Source organism: Sorangium sp. So ce185, assembly GCF_051526825.1.
GTDB classification, from domain to species: domain Bacteria; phylum Myxococcota_A; class Polyangia; order Polyangiales; family Polyangiaceae; genus Sorangium; species Sorangium cellulosum_D.
The window spans coordinates 888,237-911,722 of the sequence record NZ_CP150316.1 but is presented as its reverse complement, the minus strand read 5'-3'; the positions used below and the strand labels follow the sequence as shown (position 1 = coordinate 911,722).

General features: G+C 74.7%; 17 protein-coding genes. 5 read left to right on the top strand and 12 right to left on the bottom strand.

Annotated features, from left to right (window positions below):
• Positions 1-397 precede the first annotated feature (397 nt).
• Entirely contained in the window at positions 398-1,369 is a 972-nt protein-coding gene (locus tag WMF26_RS03525; protein WP_437999137.1) for a tetratricopeptide repeat protein, read from the top strand.
• A 15-nt stretch (positions 1,370-1,384) separates the two neighbouring features.
• On the opposite strand, the gene WMF26_RS03520 is transcribed toward WMF26_RS03525, so the two are convergent.
• Positions 1,385-2,776: a hypothetical protein gene (locus tag WMF26_RS03520; protein ID WP_437999136.1), complete on the bottom strand. Its 1,392-nt coding sequence runs from the start codon at positions 2,774-2,776 to the stop codon at positions 1,385-1,387.
• 398 nt (positions 2,777-3,174) lie between these two features.
• Here WMF26_RS03520 and WMF26_RS03515 point away from each other — a divergent pair, with 398 nt between their 5' ends.
• Positions 3,175-4,131, top strand: coding sequence for a hypothetical protein (locus WMF26_RS03515; protein WP_437999135.1), 957 nt, complete (start codon positions 3,175-3,177; stop codon positions 4,129-4,131).
• Between the two features lie 43 nt (positions 4,132-4,174).
• Here WMF26_RS03515 and WMF26_RS03510 read toward each other — a convergent pair whose 3' ends face one another.
• Positions 4,175-4,975 carry a hypothetical protein gene (locus WMF26_RS03510; protein WP_437999134.1) on the bottom strand — a complete coding sequence of 267 codons (801 nt, stop codon included), beginning with the start codon at positions 4,973-4,975 and terminating at the stop codon, positions 4,175-4,177.
• 47 nt (positions 4,976-5,022) lie between these two features.
• Positions 5,023-7,755 (bottom strand): hypothetical protein, encoded by a 2,733-nt coding sequence (locus WMF26_RS03505; protein ID WP_437999133.1) that lies wholly within the window; start codon positions 7,753-7,755, stop codon positions 5,023-5,025.
• Between the two features lie 84 nt (positions 7,756-7,839).
• Here WMF26_RS03505 and WMF26_RS03500 point away from each other — a divergent pair, with 84 nt between their 5' ends.
• Positions 7,840-9,303 carry a WD40/YVTN/BNR-like repeat-containing protein gene (locus WMF26_RS03500; protein ID WP_437999132.1) on the top strand — a complete coding sequence of 488 codons (1,464 nt, stop codon included), beginning with the start codon at positions 7,840-7,842 and terminating at the stop codon, positions 9,301-9,303.
• Here WMF26_RS03500 and WMF26_RS03495 read toward each other — a convergent pair.
• From WMF26_RS03495 to WMF26_RS03470, 6 genes are all read right to left on the bottom strand, one after another.
• Positions 9,300-9,998 (bottom strand): DUF2382 domain-containing protein, encoded by a 699-nt coding sequence (locus WMF26_RS03495; protein WP_437999131.1) that lies wholly within the window; start codon positions 9,996-9,998, stop codon positions 9,300-9,302. The two genes, WMF26_RS03500 and WMF26_RS03495, sit on opposite strands and share 4 nt — an antisense overlap.
• 321 nt (positions 9,999-10,319) lie before the next feature.
• A complete protein-coding gene (locus tag WMF26_RS03490; protein ID WP_438002372.1) occupies positions 10,320-11,219 on the bottom strand; it encodes a hypothetical protein in 900 nt (299 codons plus the stop codon).
• A 16-nt stretch (positions 11,220-11,235) separates the two neighbouring features.
• The gene (locus WMF26_RS03485) at positions 11,236-12,084 is read right to left on the bottom strand and encodes a hypothetical protein (protein ID WP_437335780.1); all 849 of its coding nucleotides are present in this window, start codon (positions 12,082-12,084) and stop codon (positions 11,236-11,238) included.
• A gap of 285 nt (positions 12,085-12,369) precedes the next feature.
• Positions 12,370-13,947, bottom strand: a complete 1,578-nt coding sequence (locus WMF26_RS03480; protein WP_437999130.1) for a vWA domain-containing protein — start codon at positions 13,945-13,947, stop codon at positions 12,370-12,372.
• A gap of 11 nt (positions 13,948-13,958) precedes the next feature.
• On the bottom strand, positions 13,959-15,539 hold the full coding sequence (locus WMF26_RS03475; RefSeq protein ID WP_437999129.1) for a hypothetical protein: 1,581 nt from the start codon (positions 15,537-15,539) through the stop codon (positions 13,959-13,961).
• Positions 15,540-15,870: 331 nt separating this feature from the next.
• Positions 15,871-17,028, bottom strand: a complete 1,158-nt coding sequence (locus WMF26_RS03470) for a zinc-dependent alcohol dehydrogenase (RefSeq protein ID WP_437944635.1) — start codon at positions 17,026-17,028, stop codon at positions 15,871-15,873.
• 320 nt (positions 17,029-17,348) lie between these two features.
• On the opposite strand from WMF26_RS03470, the gene WMF26_RS03465 reads away from it, so the two are divergent.
• Together WMF26_RS03465 and WMF26_RS03460 are read left to right on the top strand one after the other, a co-directional pair.
• Positions 17,349-18,263: a DUF58 domain-containing protein gene (locus tag WMF26_RS03465; protein ID WP_061625121.1), complete on the top strand. Its 915-nt coding sequence runs from the start codon at positions 17,349-17,351 to the stop codon at positions 18,261-18,263.
• Position 18,264: 1 nt separating this feature from the next.
• The gene (locus tag WMF26_RS03460) at positions 18,265-20,352 is read left to right on the top strand and encodes a vWA domain-containing protein (RefSeq protein ID WP_437999128.1); all 2,088 of its coding nucleotides are present in this window, start codon (positions 18,265-18,267) and stop codon (positions 20,350-20,352) included.
• Between the two features lie 108 nt (positions 20,353-20,460).
• On the opposite strand, the gene WMF26_RS03455 is transcribed toward WMF26_RS03460, so the two are convergent.
• The 3 genes from WMF26_RS03455 to WMF26_RS03445 all read right to left on the bottom strand — a co-directional run bounded on the left by WMF26_RS03455 (position 20,461) and on the right by WMF26_RS03445 (position 23,176).
• Entirely contained in the window at positions 20,461-20,976 is a 516-nt protein-coding gene (locus tag WMF26_RS03455; protein ID WP_437999127.1) for a hypothetical protein, read from the bottom strand.
• Between the two features lie 8 nt (positions 20,977-20,984).
• Positions 20,985-21,572: a Uma2 family endonuclease gene (locus WMF26_RS03450; RefSeq protein WP_437999126.1), complete on the bottom strand. Its 588-nt coding sequence runs from the start codon at positions 21,570-21,572 to the stop codon at positions 20,985-20,987.
• Between the two features lie 458 nt (positions 21,573-22,030).
• Positions 22,031-23,176: a serine/threonine-protein kinase gene (locus WMF26_RS03445; RefSeq protein ID WP_437999125.1), complete on the bottom strand. Its 1,146-nt coding sequence runs from the start codon at positions 23,174-23,176 to the stop codon at positions 22,031-22,033.
• Between the last annotated feature and the right edge of the window lie 310 nt (positions 23,177-23,486).

The window sequence follows — 23,486 nt, the reverse complement described above, 5'->3', positions numbered from 1 at the left end:
TGAGCTTGGACCTCATGATCGTGGGGGGCGTCGGTGCGTGGGGCCGTCGGGGCAGTCTAAACGGAAGAAAAGTCCTTGGCGACCTTTCCTCGATCGCCCCGTCCGCGAGGCCGAGTGTCCCCTGCCGGGGGCCCTTCCGGAAGCCCTGCCCGAGGCCGGGCGGGAGGCGCTGCACCATGCGCCGAGCGCCATAGCCCCGATCGACGAGGACCGCCAGTTGCTGGCACCGAGCGTCTGCATCCCACCTGCGCACCACGAGACCCTGCGAGCAGATTACACTGCTCCGCGCCGGCGCAACGCTCTTCCGATCGTCCCCGCCTCGCGGCGCCGCCGCCGGCGCCGGACGTCCCTGCCGGCCCTCTCGCCCCCGCGGGTGGGGACGAGGTAGTAGAGAAGGATGCGACCCGATCGCGCCCTGCGGCGCTGGTGGAGGGGGAGAGAGTACCGGCGCCTACTCGACCAGGCGGCGTCCGAGCTGGCCGGCTCCCGCCACGCCGAGGCCGAGGCGACGTGCGCCCGGGCGATCGCCATCGCCGAGGAGATCTACGGCCCCGGGGACGCCGAGCTCACGGGGCCGCTCTACGCGCTGAGCTCGGCGCAGCTCGCGCAGGGGCGGCTCTCCGAGGCGCGCGCGAGCTCCGCCAGGGCGATCGCCATCGCCGAGGCGGCGGGGGCGGGCGCGGACCCGCCGCTGCCGAGGCTGCTCGAGCAGCTCGCCGCCATCCTGGAGCGCCAGGGGGCGGCCGAGGACGTCGAGGCGCTGTTCCGCCGGATGCTGGCGGGCTACGACCGGATGCGCGACCCCGATCCGCTCGAGCTGTCCGCGCTGCTCAACCGGCTCGGCCTGCTGCTCGGCCGGAAGGGGGCGCGCGCCGAGGCGGCGCCGCTCTTCCAGCGGGCGGTCGCGCTGCGCGAGGGGGCGCTCGGCGCCCGCCACCCGCTCGTCGCGGAGGCGCTTTACAACGCGGCCACGTTCTTCGAGGAGGACCGCCCGGCGGCCGAGCGGGAGGCGATGCTCCGGAGGGCGCTCGAGATCGCCGAGGCGGACCCCGCCGTGGAGGGGGCGCTGCGCGCGTCGATCCTCCACAACCTGGGCGCCGCGCGGGAGGCGCTCGGGGACGCGGCCGAGGCGGCGGCGCTGTACGAGCGCGCGCTCGCCGCGCGGGAGGCGATCGTCGGGGACGCCCACCCGTCGCTCCGGCCGACGCTGGTCCGGCTCGCGCAGGTCCACCACGCCGCCGGGCGGCCCTCCGCGGCGCTGCCGATCTACGAGCGGGCGCTCCGGCTGGCCGAGGCGGAGCTCGGGTCGGATCACCCGGTGGCCGGGGCGATCAAGGCGTGGATGGACGAGGCGCGGAGCCGGAGCTGACGGGGGTGGCCGCGCTCAGGGCGAGGGCGGCGCGGGGTCGCCGCCCTCGCGCCAGCGCTCGACGAGCTCGGGGAGGACGGTCGAGGCCATCTGGAGCAGGTGCGCCATGTGGTGCTCCGGCGTGTTGCCGCGGAACCCGCGGACGCGGAGCTCGCCCACGGTCGCCTCGGTGGTCGGGATCATCTGCTTCTCGAGCTTCCTCGAGACGGCGCCCTCGGCCGCGCGCAGGCGCAGGTGCGGCGGGGCCTCGAGCGCGGGCGACCGCTCGACGGGGTGCCCGGCCGCGGCGCCGAGCAGGTAGTTGGCCGTCGCGCTGGAGCTGGCGTACGCGATCGGGTCGATCTCCGAGTGCGTGATCGTGAACAGCACCTGCCCCGCGGCGGCGAGCTGCGCCGCGCGCGCGAACGAGGCGAGCTGGAGGGTGTTGAGCCCGCTCGGGTGGTCCGGGACGAAGCCGCAGTGGATGCCGTCCGTGACGAGGATCGCGTCGAGCGCGTCGATGCCGCGGCGGAGCTCCAGGATCTTCGCGATCGCGCCGTAACCCGCGCTCCACGAGGAGAGCGCGAGCCGGCGGAGGCGCGGGGTCGGCAGGCCGCGCTGCGCGAGCGCCCGGTCGATGTCCGCGAGCAGGCTCTCGTAGACGCCCGGCTGCGCGTAGAGCTCCTCGTAGGCGCCCGAGCCGATGCCCAGGTTGATGACGGCGACCGCGGAGTTCAGCCCGGCGACCTCGGCGCTCTCGCGAACGAGCTGGGTGTTGCCGTGGAAATGGATCACGAGATCGTAGCTCGATCCGGTGGGCCTGAACGTCTCGGGCGTGAAGAGCACGCCGCCGCGGATCGACGCGTAGCCGTCGTGCCGGATCTCGGGCGGCGGCGTCGCCCCCTGCCAGCGCGCGAACACCTCGGGCGCGACGAGCACCCTGGCCGCGGCGCCCTCGGCCACGGAGCGCGAGGCGAGGAGCAGGGCGCGGCTCACGGGCGTCATGGCGCGGAAGGCCTCGCCGTTGACCGGCATCCTCGCGGCGATCCCGCGCGCGGTGAGGAAGACGACGGCGATCACGGTCGCCGCCGCGAGGACGAACGCGCCGAGCGCGCGCCACGTGCGAGCGCGGCGCTCGCGCGGCGACGGCGCGGAGAAGGAGCCGTACGGCCCGACCCCGGCGAGGTGGAGCGGCGCCCCCGACGGCGCGGGCTCGACGAGGCCGGGCGCGAACCCCGGCGGGAGCGGGCCGGGCTCGGCGCCGAGGGGCGGCGGATCGAAGAGCAGCCCTTGCTCCAGCGGACCGGACGCCGCGCCGAGGGGCGGCGTGTCGAGGGGGAGACCGCGATCCGGGGAGCCCTGGACCACGGTGACGGGCGGCGGCGTGGGCGTCGTCGAGAGGTCCGCAGGCGACCTGCCAGCGCTCACGTTTCCCTTCATTTTGATACGCCTCCTCACATCGGGGACGTAGCGCTCGGCCTTCGCTGCCAGGCGCTGCTTCTGTTCGGTGAGCGCGTTGCACGTGCGGCGCCGCGCTGCGTTTCTGCTCCTGCCATGAGCCTGGAAGGCGCCGTGGCAGCGGGAGGATCGACCAGCACGGCCACAAGCTCAAGCGGCAACCGTGCCGTACGCGCAGATTTAAGCGTGACCGTAATACGATGTGCCCTGCTGGATCACGCATGGGTGAGCCCGCCGGGCGGCGAAGCGGGGGAGCGAGAGCGATGTGCTCGCGGCGGCGCGGGTGAGGTGCGCGCCGTGAACAGAGCACGGCGGCGATGAAACGCGCACTTGCACCCCTCCCCGTCAGCCAGCAAGGTGCTCCGCGCTTGCTCCCCCGTGAGGCCCGCTTTCTGCTCGCAGCGACGCTGCTCCACGCTGCCATCCCGTGGGTCTCGCGGATCGCGGACCGCCCGACGCCGGCGCTCGTGGCCCGATCGAGCGGCGCTTACCCCGAGGTCGAGATCGAGGTGGAGCCCGTCGCGCGGCTCGCCCCGCGGCAGGACGAGCCGCGCGCTCCGGACGGGGCGCGGCCGCGCGAGGACGCGGCGCCGGCCCTCGCGCGGACGGCGCGCCGCGATCGCCGCGGGCCGGAGGCGCCCCCGCCGCCGGAGGCGCCGGTCGAGCCGCGGGAGGGCCCCGCCGCGGCCCCGGCGCCGGCGCCGCCTTCCGAGTACGACGGGCCGCCGAGCGCCGAGGCGCCGCCGGGCGTGGCGGGGCTCGGCGGCGTGCCGGTGTGGCAGCTGCCCGGCGTGCTGCCGGACCGCGCGCCGCCGCCGCCGGCGCCGACCGCGCCCCCCGCGCAGCGCGAGGTGTCGATGGACAGGGGCGGCGAGGTGCTGCGCGAGGCGATGCGCGATCGGGACAAGACGCTGGGGCTGGATCTGCCCGCCGCCGGCACGGTCGCGTCCGTGGTGGCGGACGCGGTGCGCGCCGCCGAGACGCCCGAGACGGCGCGCGCGGTGTTCGAGGTGCAGCTGAGCGGCGCCGGCGCGGTGCTCGGGGTGCGCGCGCTGTCGTCGACGGCCGGAGCCGCCGCGCTCTGGGCGCGGGTGGCGCGCGAGGCGGCGGCGCAGCTCGCCGGGCGTGTCCTCGCGATGACCGCCGCGTTCGCCAAGGGCGCGAAGGTCTACGTGACGGTGAGCTCGTCGGTGAAGATGCCGAGCGGCGCCACGTCGGGCGGGATCCACCACCAGGGCGCGGGCTTCGGGTTCGACGTGGCCGACATCGGCGCGGGGCGCCACCGCCTGGTCCAGTCGAGCTTCCGCGTCGAGGCGATCGACTGAGGCGCGCGGGGGCGCGGGCGCTCGGCGGCCGGCGCGCGGGCGATCAGCGGGCCCGGCGCGCGGTCCAGCGCCGGTAGCGCGCGGCGCTCGCGGCAAGGCCGATCCCGAGCAGCCCGAGCAGGCTCAGCGCCGCGGGGACGCCGGCGAGCCACACGAGCGCCGGCGGCGAGGGGCGCGTCGGGCAGGCGCGCCGCGTGGCGAAGCGGCAGGCGTGGTGCTGCTCGAGCGCCTCGGCCGCGGCGCGGACCTCGGGCGCGTCCTCGGGCAGGCCGCGCAGGGCCGCCGAGGCCATCATGTAGGCGGCGGAGGCCGAGCGGTCGTGCGCCGGATCCGGCGGCACGCGGTCGCGCACGAGCTCGAGCAGCCGGGCGGCGCGCTGCGCGGGCGCCTGCTCGGCCAGCGCTCCGGCGAGGTGGCGGGCGAGCGCCTCGTCGAACTGCAGGGCGCAGGCGACGGCGCGGTCTTCGCCGGGCGTGAGGTGGACCGTCTCGCCCGACGCCGTCTGGCGGGGCTCCGTGCCGGACACCGCGACCGGCCTGCGCAACGCGACCCGCGCCCCACGGACGCAGCGGGGGACCTTCGGGAGCTCGCGCAGGTGCACCGCGGCGTAGCGCTGGTACGCGACGCCGGCGATCGCGCCGAGCGAGAGCGCGAGCGCGAGGAGCGCGGCGATCCAGCGCGCGCCGACGCCGGGACGCGCGGCGCGCCCCTCGCTCGCATCCGGCGCGGCGCGCCTCTCGCGCGTATCCGGCGCAGCGCGCTCGTCGCTCGCATCCGCCGCGGCGCGCTCCTCGCCGGTCCCCGGCGCGGAGGAAGGCTCGCCGGAGGGCTCTCGAGACGACATGGCCGCGGGTATGGCCAGCCGCGACGACGCTGTCAATCGATGCGCCGTCAGGCAGGGGGCGCCGCGCCGGCGAGGCGCGCCACCTGCGTCCACGTCCGTGCCGCCTCCTCGTGCCCGGTCGCGGCCGCGAGCCTCGCCAGGAACTGCGCGCACGCCTGCTCGCCGCGGCGATCCGCGGCCTCGCGGGCCCGCGCCAGGGCGCTCAGCGCCTCGAGCAGGGCGCCCTCCGTGCGGCCCGCGGCGGCGAGCGCGATCCCGTAGGCGAGCAGCGCCCTCGCCTTCTGCGCGGGCGACGCCTCGGCCTCCGCCGCGCTCCGGAAGCGCCGCAGCGCCTCGTCCTTAGCGCCGCGCCCGAGCGAGATCAGCCCGGTCATGCGCTCCACCAGCTCCGGGTGCTCGCCGGTGCGGCGGAGCTCGTCCACGAGCCGCTCCAGCGTGCGGAGCTCGCCCTGCACGAGCGCCTGCTTGGCGAGCTCGGCGAGGCGGACCGCGATGTCGTTCATCGACAGGACGGGCGACTCCGAGGTCTTCGCGAGCGGATCGCCCGAGGCGTCGGCGAGCGGAAAGTCCTCCTCCAGCGGCGCCACGTCGGGCAGCGGCGCCACGTCGGGGAAGCCCGCGGGCGCCACGTCCCGGGGCGCCGCCGCGCCCTCCGGCCGCAACGCGCGGGGAGCGCCGTCGCGCGCGCCGCCGCTCTCGACCGGCATCGTGGAGCCCCGCCGGCGCGCGGCGCTGTCGGCCGCCTCGCGCGACGCGTCGGCGGCGGAGCGATCCGAGCCAGGCGCGCCGCGCTGCGGATCCGGCGCGTCGCCGACCACCTCGATCGGCGTGCGGAAGGTGGGCGGCTGGCTCGAGGTGCTGTCCGGCGCCGCGTCGAGCCGGTGCTCCCTCGCGGTCTCCTGCTCGTCCGCGAACGCGAGCAGCTCGGCGGCCGACGACTCGAGCAGCGCGTCGCCGGCGGCGCGCGCGGCGCGCCCGGCGAGATCGGCCGCGGAGCGCCGGTCGCCCGCCTTCGCGGCGTGCCACGCGGCGTCGGCCAGGCCGAGCACCCCCGCGTGGTCCTCGACGACGCGCGCCGCGGCGAGGTGCCACGCGGAGCGCTCGCCCGGCGGGACGGCCGCGAGCAGGACGTCGCGCAGCGTGCGCGAGGAGAGCTTCAGCCAGCCCGGCTCCGGCCGGACGACCCAGCCGGCGCCGAGCAGCGCCGCCTGGACCGCGGCGACCTTCGGCGCGCCCGTGCCGTCGCACAGGGCCTCGATCGCCGACTCCGACGCGTCGCCGCCGAGCGTCGCCAGCGCGGTGAGGACCGTGCGCGGGCCGATCGGGAGCAGGCGCAGGCGGCCCTCGATCGCGCGGGACGCGGGCGGCGCCGCGAGCTCGGCCCCGGTCATGGTGCGCGCGGGCCCGCCCCGCCCGGCGCTGCGCCGGCGCGGCGCGACGCTCCTGCCGATCCAGCGCAGCGCGCCGCTCTCCAGCGCCTCGCAGATGAGCTCGCGCAGGGCCAGCGGGAAGGCCGGCGCGCGCGCGGCCCACCTCCGCGCGCCCGCGTCGTCGATGCAGCCGTCGAGGAGGCGGCGGACGAGCTCCTGGGCGCCCGCGGCGGAGAGCGGCCCCAGCGCGGCCGTCGCGGAGACGGTCATCGCGTTGAGCGGCGCGGGGAGCGGCTCCGAGCGCCCGAGCCGGACGACGGCGCGCAGGCCGCCGCCCATCTCGAGCGCGATCGCGAGCGCCTCGAGGCTCGCGGCGTCGACCTCGCCGGTGTCGTCGACCAGGATGAGGCCGGAGCGGGCGCCCTCCGGGGCGAGCCACGAGGCGACGACCTCGGCGGCGGTCCACGGCTCGACGCCCTCGCCTGCGATGAGCCGCGCAAGCGCGGGGCTCAGCCGATCCGGGAGCGAGGGCGCGCGGGCGCGGCCCTTCTCGGCGCGGACCGCCGCGCGCGCGAGGGCGCGGCGGAGCGCGCCGAACGGCTCGCGCGAGGCCCCGATCGGCGCGACGAAGAGGCTCCGCGACGGGGCGAGGACGCGGCTCAGCTCGAGGAGCAGCCGCGAGCCGCCGGCGCCGGGCTCGGCGCGGACGAGCGCGAGGGAGCCGGGGGGCACGGCGAGCGCGGCGAGCTCGCCGTCGCGGCCGATCAGCGGCGGCCGAGAGAGGCGCGCGACGCTCTCGGCGACCTGCCGGCGCAGCGGCTGCTGCGCGTCGAGGCGCAGGCCGCGCACCCGGCGCGCGCCGTCGACGCCGCGGTGGGCGCCGAGGGTCATGAGCTCGCCGGCGAGCACGGCGGACAGCGCGGGGTCGAGGAGCACGTCGCCCGGGAGGGCGATGCGGGCGAGCATGACGGCGACGAGCAGCGGCTGCCCCCACGAGAGCGCGGTGAAGCGCCCGGCCTCGCCGACGTACGTCATCTCCCCCTGCGCGATGCCGACCGCGAAGCGCGCGTCGGGGTGCACGGACGCGTCCTCCGCGGCGAGCGCGGCGAGCAGCACCGCCTCCTCGATGTCGTCCGGCGTGAACTCGAAGGAGAAGGTCTGCGCGCTCCAGGCGCACAGGGTGGCGCCGAGCGCCTCGGCGCGCTTCTTCAGCGCGAGCGCCCGCGCGAGGTAGCTCTCCTCGCCGCGCGCCGCGGCGCCCGCGTCGCGCGGCGCGCCCCGGTGGCGCGAGGGCGGCGCGGCCGCGCGCGCGGCGCCGCGGCGGCCGAGCGACGGCAGGACCGCGTCGGTGCTGTCCGGTCGCGAGAGGGCCGCAGTACCTCGAAAGGACACGACGATGCGCTCCGGCATTGGCGGCGAGTGTAGCGGGGCGCGGAGAGCGCGTGGGCGGTTCTTGGCGTGCGCGCGCCCGCCCCGCGGTACGATGGATCCTCGATGCGATCGCCCCCCGCGCGCGCTGCAAAGGCGCGCTCTCGCCGCGCGCGCGCCGCCGCGCTCGCCGCCGCGGCGCTCTCGGCGCTGCCCTCCCCTGCCGCCGCGAACGGCGTCTTTCCCTCCGCGGACCAGATCGTCTTCGACCCGGCGGACCCGGCGCGCGCCGTGGCCCGGATGACGTACGGCCTGCTGACCACGCGGGACGGGGGCGCGAGCTGGCATTGGATCTGCGAGGGCGCGGTCGGGTACGACGACACGGGCGGCGTCGCTCCGCCCATCGCGGCGGCGGAGGGCGGCAGGGTGCTCGTGGCGCTGAGCGACGGGATCGCGATCGGCGTCGAGGGCGGCTGCGCCTTCGCGCGCGCCGCCGAGCTCGAGGGGAAGGCGGTGCTCGATCTCTCGGTCCGGCAGGGCGACCCGTCGCACGTCGTCGCCGTCGTCGCGGGGCAAAGGCACGGCCTGTGGGCGTCGCGCGACGGCGGCGCGCGCTGGGCCAGCGCGGGGGCGCCCCTCCCGGCGGGCTTCCAGGCGCGGACCGTCGACGTCGCGCCCTCGGATCCGCGGCGCATCTACGTGAGCGGCCTCGCGACCGGAGGCGGCCCCGTCAAGGGGGAGCTCGCGCGCTCGGCCGACGGCGGAGAGACGTGGGAGACCTCGGTGGTGCCGGGGAGCACGACGTCGCGCGAGCCGTACATCGCGGGGGTCGATCCGCGCGACGCCGACGTGCTGTACGTGCGGATCGCGAGCGCGCCGGGGCGCCTGTTCGTCTCGAGGGACGGCGGCGCGACGTTCGAGCCGGTGTTCGACACGCAGGGGTTCGTGCGCGCGTTCGCGATCTCGCCGGACGGCGCGGAGGTGGCGGTGGGCAGCGACATCGACGGCGTCTTCCGCGCGCCCTCATCGACGCTCTCGTTCGAGCGCGTCTCGAGCGTCGCGCCGCGCTGCTTCGCCTGGACGGAGGCGGGACTCTACGCGTGCGCGAGCGAGTTCCTGGACGACTTCACGATCGGCCGCTCGCTCGACGGCGGCGCGACGTTCGAGCCGCTGCTCCGGCAGGCGTGCATCCGCGGCCCGCTCGACTGCGCGGCGAGCACCTCGGTCGGGGCGCTCTGCCCGCTCGACTGGCCGCGCATCGCGATGATGACGGGCCACGAGGGCTGCGCGCCGGACGCCGGCTCCCCCGCGGCCAGCAGCGGCGCGAGCGCCAGCGCGACCGGCGCCGGCGGAGCGACGGCGCCGAGCGGCGGCGGCGCGGCGAGCGGCGGTGGCGGCGCGGCGAGCGGCGCCGGGGGCACGGGCGGAGCGCCGGAGGTGTCCACCGGCGGGGCGCAGCCTGCCGGCGGGGCGCGGCCGAGCGACGGCGGCTGCGGCTGCCGCGCGGGCGGCGGGAGCGCGGGCTGGGCCGGCGCGCTCGCCGCGGCGTGCCTGGCGGCGGCCGCGGCGGCGCGGCGGCGGCGCGCTTAGCGCCGCCTGCCGCCTGTCCCGGTCGCCAGCTCCGGCGGCATCGGCTCGGTCGCCGCGTCCGGCGTGTCCTCGCGCCGCACCTGCCCTTCGGTCCGGACCTCGGCCTCCTCGCGGCGCACGGTCGCCCTCGCCTGCTCCTGCTCGCGGACGACCTCCTTGCTGATCCGCAGCTCTTCCTTCACCACGGGCCGCTTCGAGATCTCCACCTGCTCCTCGCGGACAGGGATGCTGATCGATCCCTCCTCGATCGTCGTGCCGGACGCGATCGGGCGCGCCTCGCTCGCGGGGACGCGCTCGACGTGCACGACCTCGCGCGCCACGGGCACGGTGACCTGCTTCTCCTCGGTCACGACCTCTTTCCTGACCTGGACCCGACCGACCTCCTGCACCGTCTTCCCGGCCGTGATCTCCTCCTCCACGAGCGGGACGCGGATCTCGTCGCTCGCCGCGATCGCGCCGTCGGCCCCGCGCTCCTGGTCGCGCGCCCCGGCGAGCTGGTCGCGGGCGTGCGCGAGGATGATGTCCCCGTCCCGGATGCCGAGCACCTCGTCGTAGCGCACGGCGTACTCCTTCGGGAAGAAGAAGCCCTTTTCGATCTCGAACGCGTCCACGTCGATCCGCGTCACCTTGCCCAGCTTCTCGCCGTCCGAGCTCCGGACGACCATTCCACGCGCGATCTCCTGTTGCTTCACCATGGTCTACCCCCAACCCCGGAATCCTCCGGACCTGCATCGCCAGCGGGCGCCGTCGGCGCGGGCCGCTCGGCTCCCCGCTGAGCGGCGCCCGCTCGGCCCATCGATCTCGGGCGGCCGCTCGCTCGCCCCGTCGCGGGTCGCGGCGCCCTCCGCTGTCCTTCCGCGCCATGCAGCCATGCAATCGCCATGCAATCGCAGCGTCGGCAGAGCGTCGGTGGTCCTGGCCTCGCCGTCGCTCCCGAGAGCGACGTCGCCGGGAGCGCGCCGCCGCGCCCGTTCGGCTCCGTGCGCCGCGGTGACAGCGGCGCGAGGCGCCAGGTGTCAGGGAGCGATGACGACCCGCCGCGCCGCCGTCGCCGCGTCGCCGTTCGGGTCCTCCAGGGCGACCTCGACGTCGAGCGCTCGACCCCGGACGGCCTCGACCGAGAGGCCGCGATCCACCTGGAAGCGGATGCCGTAGATCTCGCAGCGGCCTTCGCCTGCGCGGCGCAGCGTGACGAGCGCGGTGAAGGGGAGCAGCTCGCGCTCGAGCTCGGGGAAGTAGCCCCCCACCCGCAGGCGCGAGCCCATCTGCCTGAGCCCGGTCACGCGCAGCGCGAGCCACACGTGGTGCCCCCCTTGAGGGCCCGCCTCGATCGGCACCACCTCGCCCTCGTCCAGGGGGGCAAACGCGCTCTCCCCCTGCCCGATCACGATCGCCGGCTCGCCCGACGACGGCGTCTTGCACGCGTCCTTCGCCGAGGCGATCCACATCGGATCGTGGTCGTCGAGGGCGGACGGGGCGACGAAGGGATCGACGCATGCCCCCGCCGCGCAGGTCGCGCCGGCGGCGCAGGCCAGCCCGGAGCACGCCGCGTCGATCGAGACGGGCAGGAGCAAGCTTCGCCCGAAGGCGGCGCGGGTCGCCGTCGTCCGCGTCACGATGGGCGCCGCCTCGCCGTCGCGGAACGCCGCGATGGACAGCTCGATCTCGGCGCCGTCTCGCGCGCTCGCGATCGGGAGCTCCGCCGGGAGCGACAGATCGCCGCTGCCGTACGAGAGGCGCTCGGCGCGCGTGATGACGCCATCCACCGTCGTGGTGCTCTCGATCGCGTGGATCTCGAAGCCGATCGCCATGTCCGTCGTCAGGCCGGCCACCACGCGCGCGTCGGCCTCCTCGCCCCCGCAGGCCGAGGGGACGAGGGCGAGCAGCGCGAGCAGCGCCTGCGGGGCCGGCCGCATGACCACGCGGGGCCGATCAGCGCGACGCGCGCCTGCGCCGCCGCGCGAGCCAGCCTGCCGCCGCGGCGAGCGCGGCGAACGGCGCGGCCAGGGGGGCCTTGCTCCCCGGGCTCACGGCGCACATGCCGGCGGACAGATCCCCGGTCACGCCGTCGGGACCGATGGAGACCTCGGCCTTGGCCTCGACGGAGATGCCCTGCGCGAGCAGCGCTCGCACGCACGCCGGGACCTGCGATCCGGAGATGATGTACTTCCCCCCGCAGAAGAGCGCCCCGTCCCCGCTGCAGGAAGCATCGCAGTTCGCGCGGAACTCGTGCTCGCAGTCCTCGAAGATCTCGTCCTGGCAGGTGGTCTGGCAATCCATGTTGGCGTCGGCGGTGCACGAGCCGCCGCAGCACTCGATACAGTGCTGATAGCAGCCTCCATCCACCGTCACGCACTGGGCGTCGCACTCGCTGTCGCAGTTCGCGTCCCACGTCGCGGAGCACCTCCCGGCGTCGGCGGCGGCGGCGCACTCGGCGTCCCGCTCGGTGGTGCACTCGACGAAGCAGTTGTGGGAGCAGATGACGTTGACGCCCCTGTCGCAGTCCGTCTGGCACTGTGTGGTGCAGCTGTCCGTGCAGGTCGCCTCCGCCGACAGGGAGCACTCCGTCTTGCAGACCGGCACGAGCTTCGTGGCGCACGCGGTCTCGTAGATACCGAGCTCGCTGCAGCTCGCGTCGCACTCGGCCGAGACGCGCACCTCGCAGCCCGAGAGCTCGTCGAAGCGGATGTTGCCGCACTCCTCGATCCCCGCGCGCGCGGGGAGAGCGGCCGAAAGACCCACGGCGATGCTCGCCAACCCAAGAATTCTGGATGCTCTCACGATGAACTCTCCTTCTCGAACGGCCGCAAACACAGGATGGTACACAGGGCAAATCTCGTCAGGGAAGCGCTATTTGCGCGGCTCGGGCCCGCGGCGTGGGGAGCGTCTCAGGGCGCGTCGGTGCGCGTCGGTGCGCGTCGGTTTCAGGACGCCTTCAGGACATCGGGCGCGCCTGTGAACGCCAGTTGATGGGCTCCATGTGAATGCCGGGCGACGGTTCGGCCGTCCCGCGAGGCCGCCGCGGCGCGTTCTCCGACGCGGCGGCCTCGCGGGAGGAGCGCGGAATCAATCGGCGGGCCAGGGGTTCGGCGGCTCGGCCGGCGTGTAGGGCTGCACGCTCGCCTCCGCCGTGATGAGGTTCTCGATGAACAGCTCGACGTAGCGCAGGTCGTCCTCGACGTCCGGGTCCGGGTGCTCCTCGAGCCACGCCTCGACGTTCGGGCGCAGCGCCTCGAGCGTGCGCCGCGCGGTGCGGGGGTCGGCGTCGGCGGCGAGCTGGGCGGCGAGCTTGAAGCCGGCGTAGAGGTTCAGCATCACGAAGCCCTTCTCGACGGTATCGCCGGAGAAATAGCCGCCCTCGGGCGGCGCGTCGGGCGTGCTCGGCGCCTCGATCTCCACCTCTTGCGCGTGGATCTCGCCGGTCAGCGGGTGCCTCCACGACAGCGCGAGGGAGCCCACCGCGCGCGGGTCTTCGACGCCTTGCTGGTCGGGGTTCGGCACGAGCTCGATCAGGATGGCGCCGCCGCCGCCGCGCCGGCCGGAGCCGACGGGCTCCGCGGCGCTGGTCCGGCCGGCGAGGAAGAGGCTCGGGATGTTCACGGCCCCGCCGCGCTCGCCGCCCTGCCAGCCGTTCGTGCCGTAGGCGCCGCGCACGACGTAGCCGTCGCCCACGGCGACGTCGAGCTCGACGTCGAGCGCCAGGGGCACGAGGAACGTCTTCACCTCCTCCGTGAAGACCTCCTCCACCGCCGTCGGGTCCTCGAGGAAGTAGAAGTTGCCCGCGCCGACCTGGCTGATCCCGCGCATCGCGTCGACGTCGAACTCGGCGCCGACGCCGACGGCCGTGACGCCGATCCCCATCTCCGCGTACCCGCGCGCGAGCGAGACGAGCCGCTCCGGGGAGGTGAGCCCCGCGGTGGCCACGCCGTCGGACAGGAAGATCACGCGGTTCTGCCAGCCCGGATCGAGGTGCCGCTCCGCGACCGCGAACGCGGTGAAGAGCCCCTCGTACAGGTTGGTCGACCCGGCGGCGACGAGCCCCTCGAACGCCTCGGCGAGCGCCTCCCGATCCGAGCCCTCCGCGTGCTCCAGGACGACCTCGGCGGTGTTCGAGTAGCGGACGAGCGAGATCCGGTCGGTCGGCCCGAGCGCGTCGATCATCTCGACGAGCCCCGCCTTCAGGTAGTCGATCGGGTCGCCCGTCATCGAGGCGCTCGTGTCGACCGCGATGACGAGGTGCAGCGGCGGCCGCTCGAGCGCGCCGAGATCCACGGGCGAGTTCATCCCGACCTGGATGAGCGTGCAGGGCGACCCGCTGATCATGTTGCCCATGATCCCGAGCAGGCCGTGCATGCACACGTCGTCGCCGCAGGTCGCGGCCGGGTAGTCGAGCTTGTGCTCGGCGAAGAAGCCGACGTCGTCGAGCGTGTCCGGCCCGGGGATCTCGCCGTCCTCCAGGATCTGGCGGAACAGGCCGAAGTCCTGCGAGCCGCCCTGGGAGACGCCCACGCTGCCCGGCGGCGTCCCCGGCGCGATCGGATCGGCGAAGCCGCCGGAGTCGCTCGCGTCGTCGCTGCTGCAGCCGAGCGCGCCGAGCGCCGCGGCGGCGCAGAGCGCGAGGAGAGGATGGATTCGAAGCTTCATGGCGTGACCTCCTAGGGCGCCGGCGCGGCGGCGATCCAGATCGACTCGAGCAGGCGGGGTTGATCGATGGGGGCGGTGAAGCACTCCGCGTTGCGGACGGGCATGTCCTCGGCGCGCACGACGAGGAGCGTCTCGGCGCCCTCCGCGAGCGCGGCGCTCTCTCCGGCGCGCAGCGAGACGACGCCGGAGACGCCGTCGCCGAGGAGCGACACCTCGAGCGGCTCGACCAGGCTGCCGCACGCGTCGTGGAACCCGCGGCAGCCCTTGAGCGGGGTGAGCTCGGCCCGGAAATCGACCGGCGGCTGCCGGCCGATCATCGATCCGCGGGCGAGCACGTTGCCGCGCAGCACGAGCACGGCGTGCGTCTCGCTCTCGATGTGGATGCCGCGCGCGAACGCCCGCTCGTTCTCGGGGCGCTCCGGGTAGACGCCGCCGTCGATCTCGACCGGGCTCAGGTGGAGGAGGTCGCCCGCGCTGAACGGGATCGCCTCGGCGGGAGCGCAGAGGAAGAAGATCTCGCCGCGATCGAGCGCGAGGGCGTGGCACCCGTCCGGGGACGACATGATGCCGGTGAGGACCGCCGTCTCGGAGACGGGCACGGTCCAGTCGAGCCGGCTCCCTTTCACCGAGACGCCGCACGCCTCCGCGGGCGGCCGGCGCTCGGCGGGCGGCGCGTCGAACACCGCCGGGTGCTCGGCGAGCGCGAGCCGGGCCCCGTCGCGCTGCAGCGCGATCATCCGGCCGGGCAGCGAGTTGTCCGTCGTGGTGACGAGGAGATCCTCCGGGAACTGCTCCGCCGACCACGCGAGCAGCGTGAGCGGCAGCCCGTCGGCGTCGATCAGGTAGGCGTCGCACCCCGCGTTGTCGAGCGGGAGCGCGCGGCCGGGCGCGATGAGCCAGGTCTCGGCGTTCTCGAACAGATCGCGCGAGAGGGCCCCCTCCGGATCGGCGAGCATGACGCTGCAGTCGACCCGCGCCGACGCGCGGAGCCGGCGCACGCGGAGGAGCTGCTCGGCCTCGGTCGCGTTGCCGATCAGGAGCGACGCGACCTCCTGCGGCGGCGGCGGCGCCCACGTATCGCACCCCGGGTCCTCGTCGCCGCCGCACGGCTCGTGCGGGGAGCTCGTGGCCACGCACGCGAGGCTGCCCGCCATCAGCGCGAGCCTTCGCGCGATCGGGCGCTGCGCGGGCTCGGGCCGCCGCGCGGCCTCGCCGAGCACGCGGTACGACACGACGAGCATCGGAAGGGCGATGAGGTCGGTCGGATCGACGGTGATGCGCCACGGGAGCGGCGTGAGCGCCATGAGCGCCTCGACCGCGCGGGCGGCCTCCGGAGCGAGCTTGATGGCCGAGAAGACAGCGCCCGTGGCGACGTGCGCCCCGAGGAAGCCGCGGCGCGAGGTGAGGCGGAGCAGCGAGGCGAGGACCGCGGGCGCGACCAGGAGACCCGCGAAGTCGCTGAGCTTTCCGGTCGCCCACCCGGGGAGCAGGCCAGACCCCTTGAGGGCGTGATCGTTCAGGACGAGGAGCGCCAGGGCTCCTATCCATAAAGGGTGAAGGAGCGATCGATACGAGCGCAGATCTCGAGGCATCGGGGCTGTCCTTCCGTGCGATGAGGGCCAGCACGGTGGCCAAGCAAGCGAACGAGGGGCTTGCCGAGGACCGGCCCAAAGCAAGGGCCATACCCCACAAAAATATTCATGGAATCAATCACTTATGCGTCTACTCCCCGGCGCGCCCCCTGACGCGGATGTCAGGCAGCCGGGCTGCGCGCCGCGCGGCGCGGGCGCCGGGGCGCCCGGGGCCGCGGCCTCGGGTCGCGCCGACGGGCGAGCGTCGTCGGGGTGAGCTCGGGGAGCGACCGCGCCGGCGGCGGGGCGGCGGCGCGGCGCGGCGGGCGCGCGGAGAGCGGGGGAGTCCGGGTCAGGGCGTGAGGACGACCTTGACGCAGTCTTCGAGCTTCTTGTTGAAGACCTCGTAGCCGTGCGGGGCGCGCGAGAGCGGCAGGCGGTGGGTGATGATGTCGTCCGCGCGGAGGTGGCCCTCCTGGATGTGCCGCATGATCTGATCGACGAAGTTGTGCGCCGGGGCCTGGCCGGCCCTCATCCTGAGGCCCTTGTCGAAGAACTGGCCCAGCGGGAAGTTGTCGTACGGCACGCCGTAGACGCCCACGATCGGCACGACCCCGCCGCGGCGCACGGCGCTGAAGGCGAGCTTCAGGGTCGATATCGTCCCGACCTGGCCGTGAAGCACGTTGGCGGCCTTCTCGAGGACGGTGCGGTGCGCCTCCATCCCGACCGCGTCGACGCACACGTCCGCGCCGCGCCCGTCCGTCATCGAGCGGATCGCCTCGACGACGTCGACCTTGTCGATGTTGATCGTCTCGGCCTGGGCGACGTCGCGGGCCTTCTTCAGGCGGTACTCCTCGCGATCGACGCCGATGACGCGCCCGGCGCCGCGCAGCCAGGCGATCTTCATGGTCGCGAGCCCGACCGGCCCGCACCCGAACACCGCGACCGTCTCTCCGCCCTTGAGCTCGGCCCACTCGATCGCCGTCCACCCGGTGGGCAGGACGTCGGTCGTGAAGAGGACCTGCTCGTCGGTGAGCCCCTCGGGCACCTTCCGCGGCCCGAAATCGGCGTACGGGACGCGCACGAGCTCGGCCTGGCCGCCGTCGTAACCGCCGTAGATATCCGTATACCCGAACAGGGCGCCGCCCTTGCTCTCGATCACGCCGCCCTCGGGGCCATAGTGCTTGGGGTTCGATCGCTCGCAGTGGCCCGGGAGCTCCGCCTGACAGAAGAAGCAGTGTCCGCACGCGATGGGGAACGGGACGATGACGCGATCACCCTTCTTCAGCTTCGTGACCTGCGGGCCGGTCTCCTCGACGACGCCCATGAACTCGTGGCCGAGCACCATGGGCCGCGCCTGCGGAAAGAAGCCGTTGTAGATATGGAGATCGGAGCCGCAGATCGCGGTCGCGGTGACGCGCACGATGGCGTCGGTGGGCTCTTTGATGCTGGGATCCGGGACGTCTTCGACGCGGACGTCGGAAGGTTTGTGGAAAACAAGCGCCTTCACGATGCCTCCTCCTCTGGTGAACCCTCGGTACAGGGCGATCGACGGCTCTACCCGGTCGAGCCCACGCACGAACAGCTGGACACGAGCGCTGGGTCGCATAAAGCGAGCCACGGCGGGAATGCGCGCCCGAGGACGGAATCTGGAGGGCTGCGGAGAATCCGAATGTGGCGCGGTGCCCCAGGGTGGCGCTTTGTCTCGGAGCCGCCCGGCGGCAGCGGGCCGGGCCCGCCCGCCGCCCTCGTCGACGCCGCGCGCGCGGGCGGTCGTTCCTCCGCGACGCCACTGGCCCCTTCGCCGGCGACGAGGTCTACTCGTCTCCGATGCTCCCCTCGTCTCCTTCCGGTTCCGGTCCCGGTCCCGGTTCCGCGCCGCTCCTCGGCGCGAGCTTCGTCCGCGAGCTCGAGGTCCTGCAGCGGCGGCTCGAGATCCGCGCCCGCTCCGGGGGCGCCGGCGAGCACCTCGCGCGGCGCCGCGGCGGGTCGGCCGAGTTCAAGGAGCACCGCGCCTACGCGCCCGGCGACGACCTGCGGCGCATCGACTGGGCCGCCTACGCCCGCACCGGCGAGCCGGTGCTCAAGCTGTTCCGCGCCGAGGAGGACGTCATCGCCCGGCTCGTGTGCGACGCGTCGGCGTCGCTCGACTTCGGGGAGCCCACGAAGCTCGACGCCGCCCGGCGGCTCGCGGCCGCGGTCGGCTACATGTCGCTCGCGCGCTCCGAGCGCGCACAGCTCTTCGTGGCGGGCGACGGCATCGCCCGCGAGCACGCGCCCGTGCGCGGGCGCGCCGGGCTGGCCGCGCTCCTCCGCGCGCTCGACGGCGTGAAGGCGGCCGGCGGGACGCACCTCGCCCGGGCCATCGACGCCGTCGTGCGGCGGAGCGCCCGGCCGGGCCTGCTCTGCGTCGTCTCCGATTTCTTCGATCCCGGCCCGGTCACCGCCGCGCTCGGCCGCGCGGCGCAGGCCGGCCACGACGTCGCGCTCCTCCAGGTCGTCGCCGCCGAGGAGCTCGCGCCGAGCTTCGAGGGGGACCTGACGCTCGAAGACGCCGAGACCGGGGCGCTCATCGACGTCACCATGGACGCCGCGGCCCTCTCCGCCTACGCGGCGCGCTTCGCCGGGCTCTGCGAGGCGCTGCGCGGCTGGGCTCGCCGGCACGGGGCGACGTACGTGCGGGCGCGGAGCGACGAGCCGCTCGAGGGCGCCGTCCGCCGCTTCGTCGCGAGGAGCGTCGACTGACGTGGCCGCGCCGCTCGCCCAGGCCTCCGCGGGGGCCCCGCTCGCGCTGCTCTCCCCGAGCGGCCTGTGGCTGCTCGCGCTGCTCGGCCCGCTCGTCCTCCTCTACATCCTCAAGATCAAGCGGAGCCGCCGCCGCGTCCCCTCGACGTGGCTCTGGGCCGCCGCGCAGCGCGACCTCATGGCGCGCGCGCCCTTCCGGAGGCTCCTCGCCCAGCTGCCGCTCCTTCTGCAGGCGCTCGCGCTCGCGCTGCTCGCGCTCGCCCTCGCGCGCCCCGCCTCGCGCGGGCGCGAGCTCACCGGCGATCACGTGGCGATCATCCTCGACGCGAGCGCCTCGATGTCCGCGGTCGCGCGGGGCCCGTCGGGCGAGGCGACGACGCGCATCGAGCTCGCCAAGCAGCTCGCCAGGGATCTCCTCGCCGGCCTCGCCCCGGGCAGCGACGCGCTGATCCTCGAGGCGGGGCGCGACGCGCGGCTCGTCGCGGCGCTCGATCGCGATCTCGTCCGGCTCAGGGCGGCGATCGATCCCGTCGCCGCGCGCGACGTCGAGGGCGATCTCGGCGCCGCGGTCGCGCTCGCGGTCGACCGGCTCCGCCAGCTCGGCGGCGCCCGCCGCATCGTCGTGATCACCGACGGCAACCTGGCCCGCCCGGGCGCGCTGCGCGGGGTGTCGCTCCCGCTCGACGTCATCACCGTCGGCGACCCGATCGACAACGCCGCCATCGTCCGCGTCGACGTGCGCTCCGGCAGCGCCGGCAGCGCGAGCGGCGAGCCGCCGGAGGCCAGCGAGGAGGTGCAGGCCTTCCTCGTGGTCGCGAACTTCGGGGCGCAGCCGCGCGACGTCTACGTGACGATGCGGCAGGACAGCGCGCTCGACGTGCTCGGCTCGCGGCGCGTGCTGGTGAAGCCGGGCGAGCGCCTGCCGGTCGTGCTCACGTTCCGCCCGTCGCCCGGCGACTACCGCAAGGGCCTCGTCTTCGAGCTCTCGCCGCGCGACGCGATGCCGCTCGACGACGTCGCCTACGGCCGCGTGCCGGCCGGCGACAGGCTCCCGGTCTTCCTCGCGTCGGCCGGCGCGGGCCGGGGCGATCCGGGCGCGGGCGCGCAGCCGGGCGCGGCCTCCGGCGGCGCCGCCTGGCTCGAGCGGGCGCTCGCGTCCGACCCGATGACCTCGGTCACCTCGGGCGGGCTCGCGGATCTGCTGGGCGCGCCCGGGCTCGATCCCGACACGTTCGTGGTGATCGACGGCGCCTGCCCGCCCGACCCGCCGGGCGGCGATCTGCTGATCGTGAACCCGCCGCCCGGGCGCTGCTTCGGCACGGTGGTCGGGCCGGCGCTCGAGCGCCCCACCCTCACGTCATGGGACACGGCCGATCCGCGGCTGCGCTTCCTCACGCTGGACGGCGTGCACCTGCGCGCCGCCTCGTCCCTCACCCCGGAGGCGGCGGCGCAGGCGCTGATCCGCGCGCAGGAGGGCACGATCGCGACCGACATCTCCACCTCGTCGCGGACGGGCACGCTGCTCGGCTTCGACGTGGGCGAGAGCGACTGGCCGCTCAAGGCGTCCTTCGTGCTCTTCGTGCGCAACCTGCTCGAGCAGGCGCGGGCCCACCGCGCGCACGGCATCACCGGCCCGGCGCGCACCGGCGAGCCGCTGCGCGTGAGCGTCCCGGCCACGGCGCGGGATCTCCAGGCGAGCGGCCCCGCCGGCGAGCGGCTCGACGTGGCGCAGCGGGCCGGCGTCGCGGTGGTCGCGGAGACGCCGCGCGCGGGCCTGTACCGCCTCGCCTGGCAGGGGCCGCAGGCGGGGTCGGTCGTCGTGCCGGCGAACCTCACGAGCGTCGCCGAGAGCGATCTCACGCCGAGGCCGGTCCTCGCGGAGGGCGGCGGCGAGGTCGCGGTCTCCAGCGCGGCGGGGGAGCCGGACGCCCACACCGAGTGGACGTGGCTCGTCGCCCTCGCGGCGCTCGCGTTCGTGGTGTTCGACGTCTGGTACTTCACGCGCGTGCCGCGGCGAATGCAGGGCACGACAGCGCTGCCGCCTGAAGCGACAGACGGGTCAAAAGTGGAAGAAAGAGCGAGAATTTAACGCAAAGGCGCAAAGGCGCGGAGCTATTTCTTGCGTCCTTGCAACGCAGCGGCGCGAAGGCGCATGGCGGCTCGCTCCCCGGCCCGACGTCCCGCGGGAGCCAGGCTCCTACCCGACCACCCTGGCTGATATGGTCTTGGTCTCGATATCGACCCACAACCGAGATCTTCGAGCCTCGAGCTCCTTCGCGTAGAAGATCTTCGGGTAGAGCTGACCGTTGAGCGTCACCCCTTGTTTGCAGGCGGCCGCGATGGCCGCCTTCGTCGCGGCGAACAACCTGGCCACGTTGGTCTTCCTGGCCAAAGGGCGGATCGTGACCTGCTCGAGATCCTCACCGCGCTGACGCGCGCCGGCGAGCTCGAGCAGATCGGCGGCCTCACGGTCGACGAAGCTCCAGTCCTGCTCGCTCGCGGGCACCTTTCGCAGCGCCAGATACACAACCCCATAGCCGCCGCACAAGTACTCGTCAGCCGCGAGGGGGGTTGCTTCGACGACGGAGAGCGCCGCGCCATGATGCGCGGTCTCGAAACGCTGGAGCACGAGACGCGCCTTGTGAGGACGAGCGACGTCGGCGATCATCTGAAAGAGCATCGCTGTCGGAACAAACGCCTCTATCCTGGTCATGCGGTGTTCTAGGCCTCCTCGTCGAGCCCCTCCCACCACTCGGCCAGGTCGATCTCCACGTCCTCGAACGGCGCCGCGCGCACCTTCTCGTCTTGACCGTGGAGCCCCAGCTCGATCCACCGCCCGTTCTCGAGCTGGCTGACCAGCAGCGTCCGCCGGACGGGATCCACGTACCAGAGGTGAGGCACGCCGATCTCAGCATAGAAGCGGCGCTTGACGAGGTTGTCGTAGCCCGCCGTGCGCGGCGAGAGGATCTCGCAGGCCCAGTCAGGAACGAGCCGGATGGGCTCCCCGGTCCGCGGGGGCCTCGGCATGCGCGCCCGGCGCCAGCCTGCGACATCGGGCGAGATCTCGGGCGCGCGATCGAGCTGGATGCCCGGCTCGGGGAGGATCCACCACCCGCCCGGTCCGCCCTTGCCTCGCTGGTAAGGGTTCTTCAGGTCGGCCGTGATCAGGCCCTCGATGTTCGCGTGAACGAAGCGCGGGCGTGGAAAGGCGTACAGCGTGCCGTCGATGATCTCGCCCCGCCAGTCGGGCGGAAGCTCGTCGAGGTCGGCGAGCGTGGCGGGCTGGACGAGTTTGTCGGCGAGGTTCATGCGCGACCTCTCGCGAGCATACCTCGCGGCGGCAGCGGTGGCTGGGCTCCCGAGAGCGCGGTACAGCCGAGCGAGCGCCGGCCGTCTGGCCGGAACGCCCGCCTTGACGGCGCGCCCGGCGCAGCGCCTACGCGCTTCGGCCAGGCGATGGCTCTGCTGCGGGAAGGCTCTGGAGCCAGGTGACAGCCTCGTCCCAGCGCAGGGCGCGACTCGGCTCGGCCTCGCGAAGCCACCGCCATTCCTCGCCCTCGTCCTGGGTGATGATCCGCGATGCAGCGTCGTCCTCCACGGGGGTTGCGTGCCGCGTTGGTATCGATCCAGAGGCGCACTTCAAGTGTCCTTGGAGGACGTGGCGAGGTCGAGCCATCCTCCGCGGTGCCGCGCTTCCGCCGGCCCGCAGCGCACTCACCCCCGCCCGCCTCCGCCGAGCCCGGACCGCTCCTCAGCGTCCGCCGCCCTCACGGGCAGGCCGCCTGCTCCGCGTGAGGCCGCCCCCGGTGCAGCCGGTGCCCCCGGCGGCGCGACGACCACCGGCGGCTTGGCCGGCCGCGCTCTTCCAACCATGAAAGGCGTGGCGTTACGCCACAACTCACGGGCGCGCAGGCCTCCTCGCGCGGGAGCCACTCGCCCTCGAGCGACACGCCCCGCACGTCCTCCCGGACGCCCCGCGCCCTCAGCCACGCGGCGAGCGCCTCGCCGAGCTCCCGCATGCTCGACCAGCGCAGCGACGGCTCCTTCTGCAGCCCGCGCGCCACGATCGCCCAGAGATCCGCGTCGAGGCCGCACGCGTCGACCAGCGACGGCACCGCGTCCTGCAGGACCGCGCGCAGGCCGTCCAGCGCGTTCTTCGACGAGAACGGCGTCCGCCCCGAGAGCAGCTCGTACAGCATCGCGCAGAACGACCAGACGTCGGCCCGGCGATCGACGTCGGGGACGGCGAGCGCCTGCTCCGGCGGCATGTAGTCCGGGGTCCCGAACACCTCGAGGCCCCCCGTCGACTGCCCCTCCTCGCGCTCGGCGACGAGCTTCGCCACGCCGAAATCGACGACCTTCGGCTGCAGCCGGCCGCCGCCGCGGCGCACCAGCATCACGTTGTCCGGCTTGAGATCGCGGTGGACGACCCCCTTCTCGTGCACCGCGTGCATCGCCGCCGCGACCGGCAACAAGAGCGCGATCGCCCGCTCCGGCGCCATCCCCCCCTCGCGCGCCAGCACGCTCCTCAGCGACTCGCCCTCGATGAGCTCCATCACCAGGTACGGATCGCCCTCGGCCGTCTCGCCGAGGTCGAAGATCCGGACGATCTCCGCGTGGTTCAGCCTTCCTGCGGCGCGCGCCTCGCGGAGGAAATACTCGTTCAGCTCCGCCGACCGGAGCTCGGGCCGCATCAGCTTGATCGCGACCTCCGATCCGACCACGACGTTGGTCGCGACCCAGACCGTGCCCATCGCCCCCTCGCCGATCTTGCGCACCAGCCGGTACTTGCCCGCGACGAGATCCCCCTCCTGGTAATGCACGCTGCACGGGGCCTCACCGAACCCCTCGTCGAGGTCCCATGAGCTGTCGTCCGAGGTGCTCCAGGCGTCCGTGGTCTCGATGCGCGACATGATCTCTCCTGCCCCCTGCTGCGCGGCCCCGCCGCACCGTGCCCGCGCTGAAGCAGACAACGTGCCATCTTTGACAAACATGGAAATGTGAACAGGCGGGGCCAAAATGCCGCCCGTAACCCGCTTGAAACCGACAGGGACGCCGCACGGCTGCCCCGATGAGGCACTCGGCCACACCCACCGAAGCGGCATCCCCGGAGCGCCGCAAAGATGATTTACTGCGGCACGACCGCATGCGGACCGAACGGAGGCCTCCCTGATCCCGGCGGCCGCGCTGCGCGCCCTGCCCCATGTCGCCACGCTGGCCGGC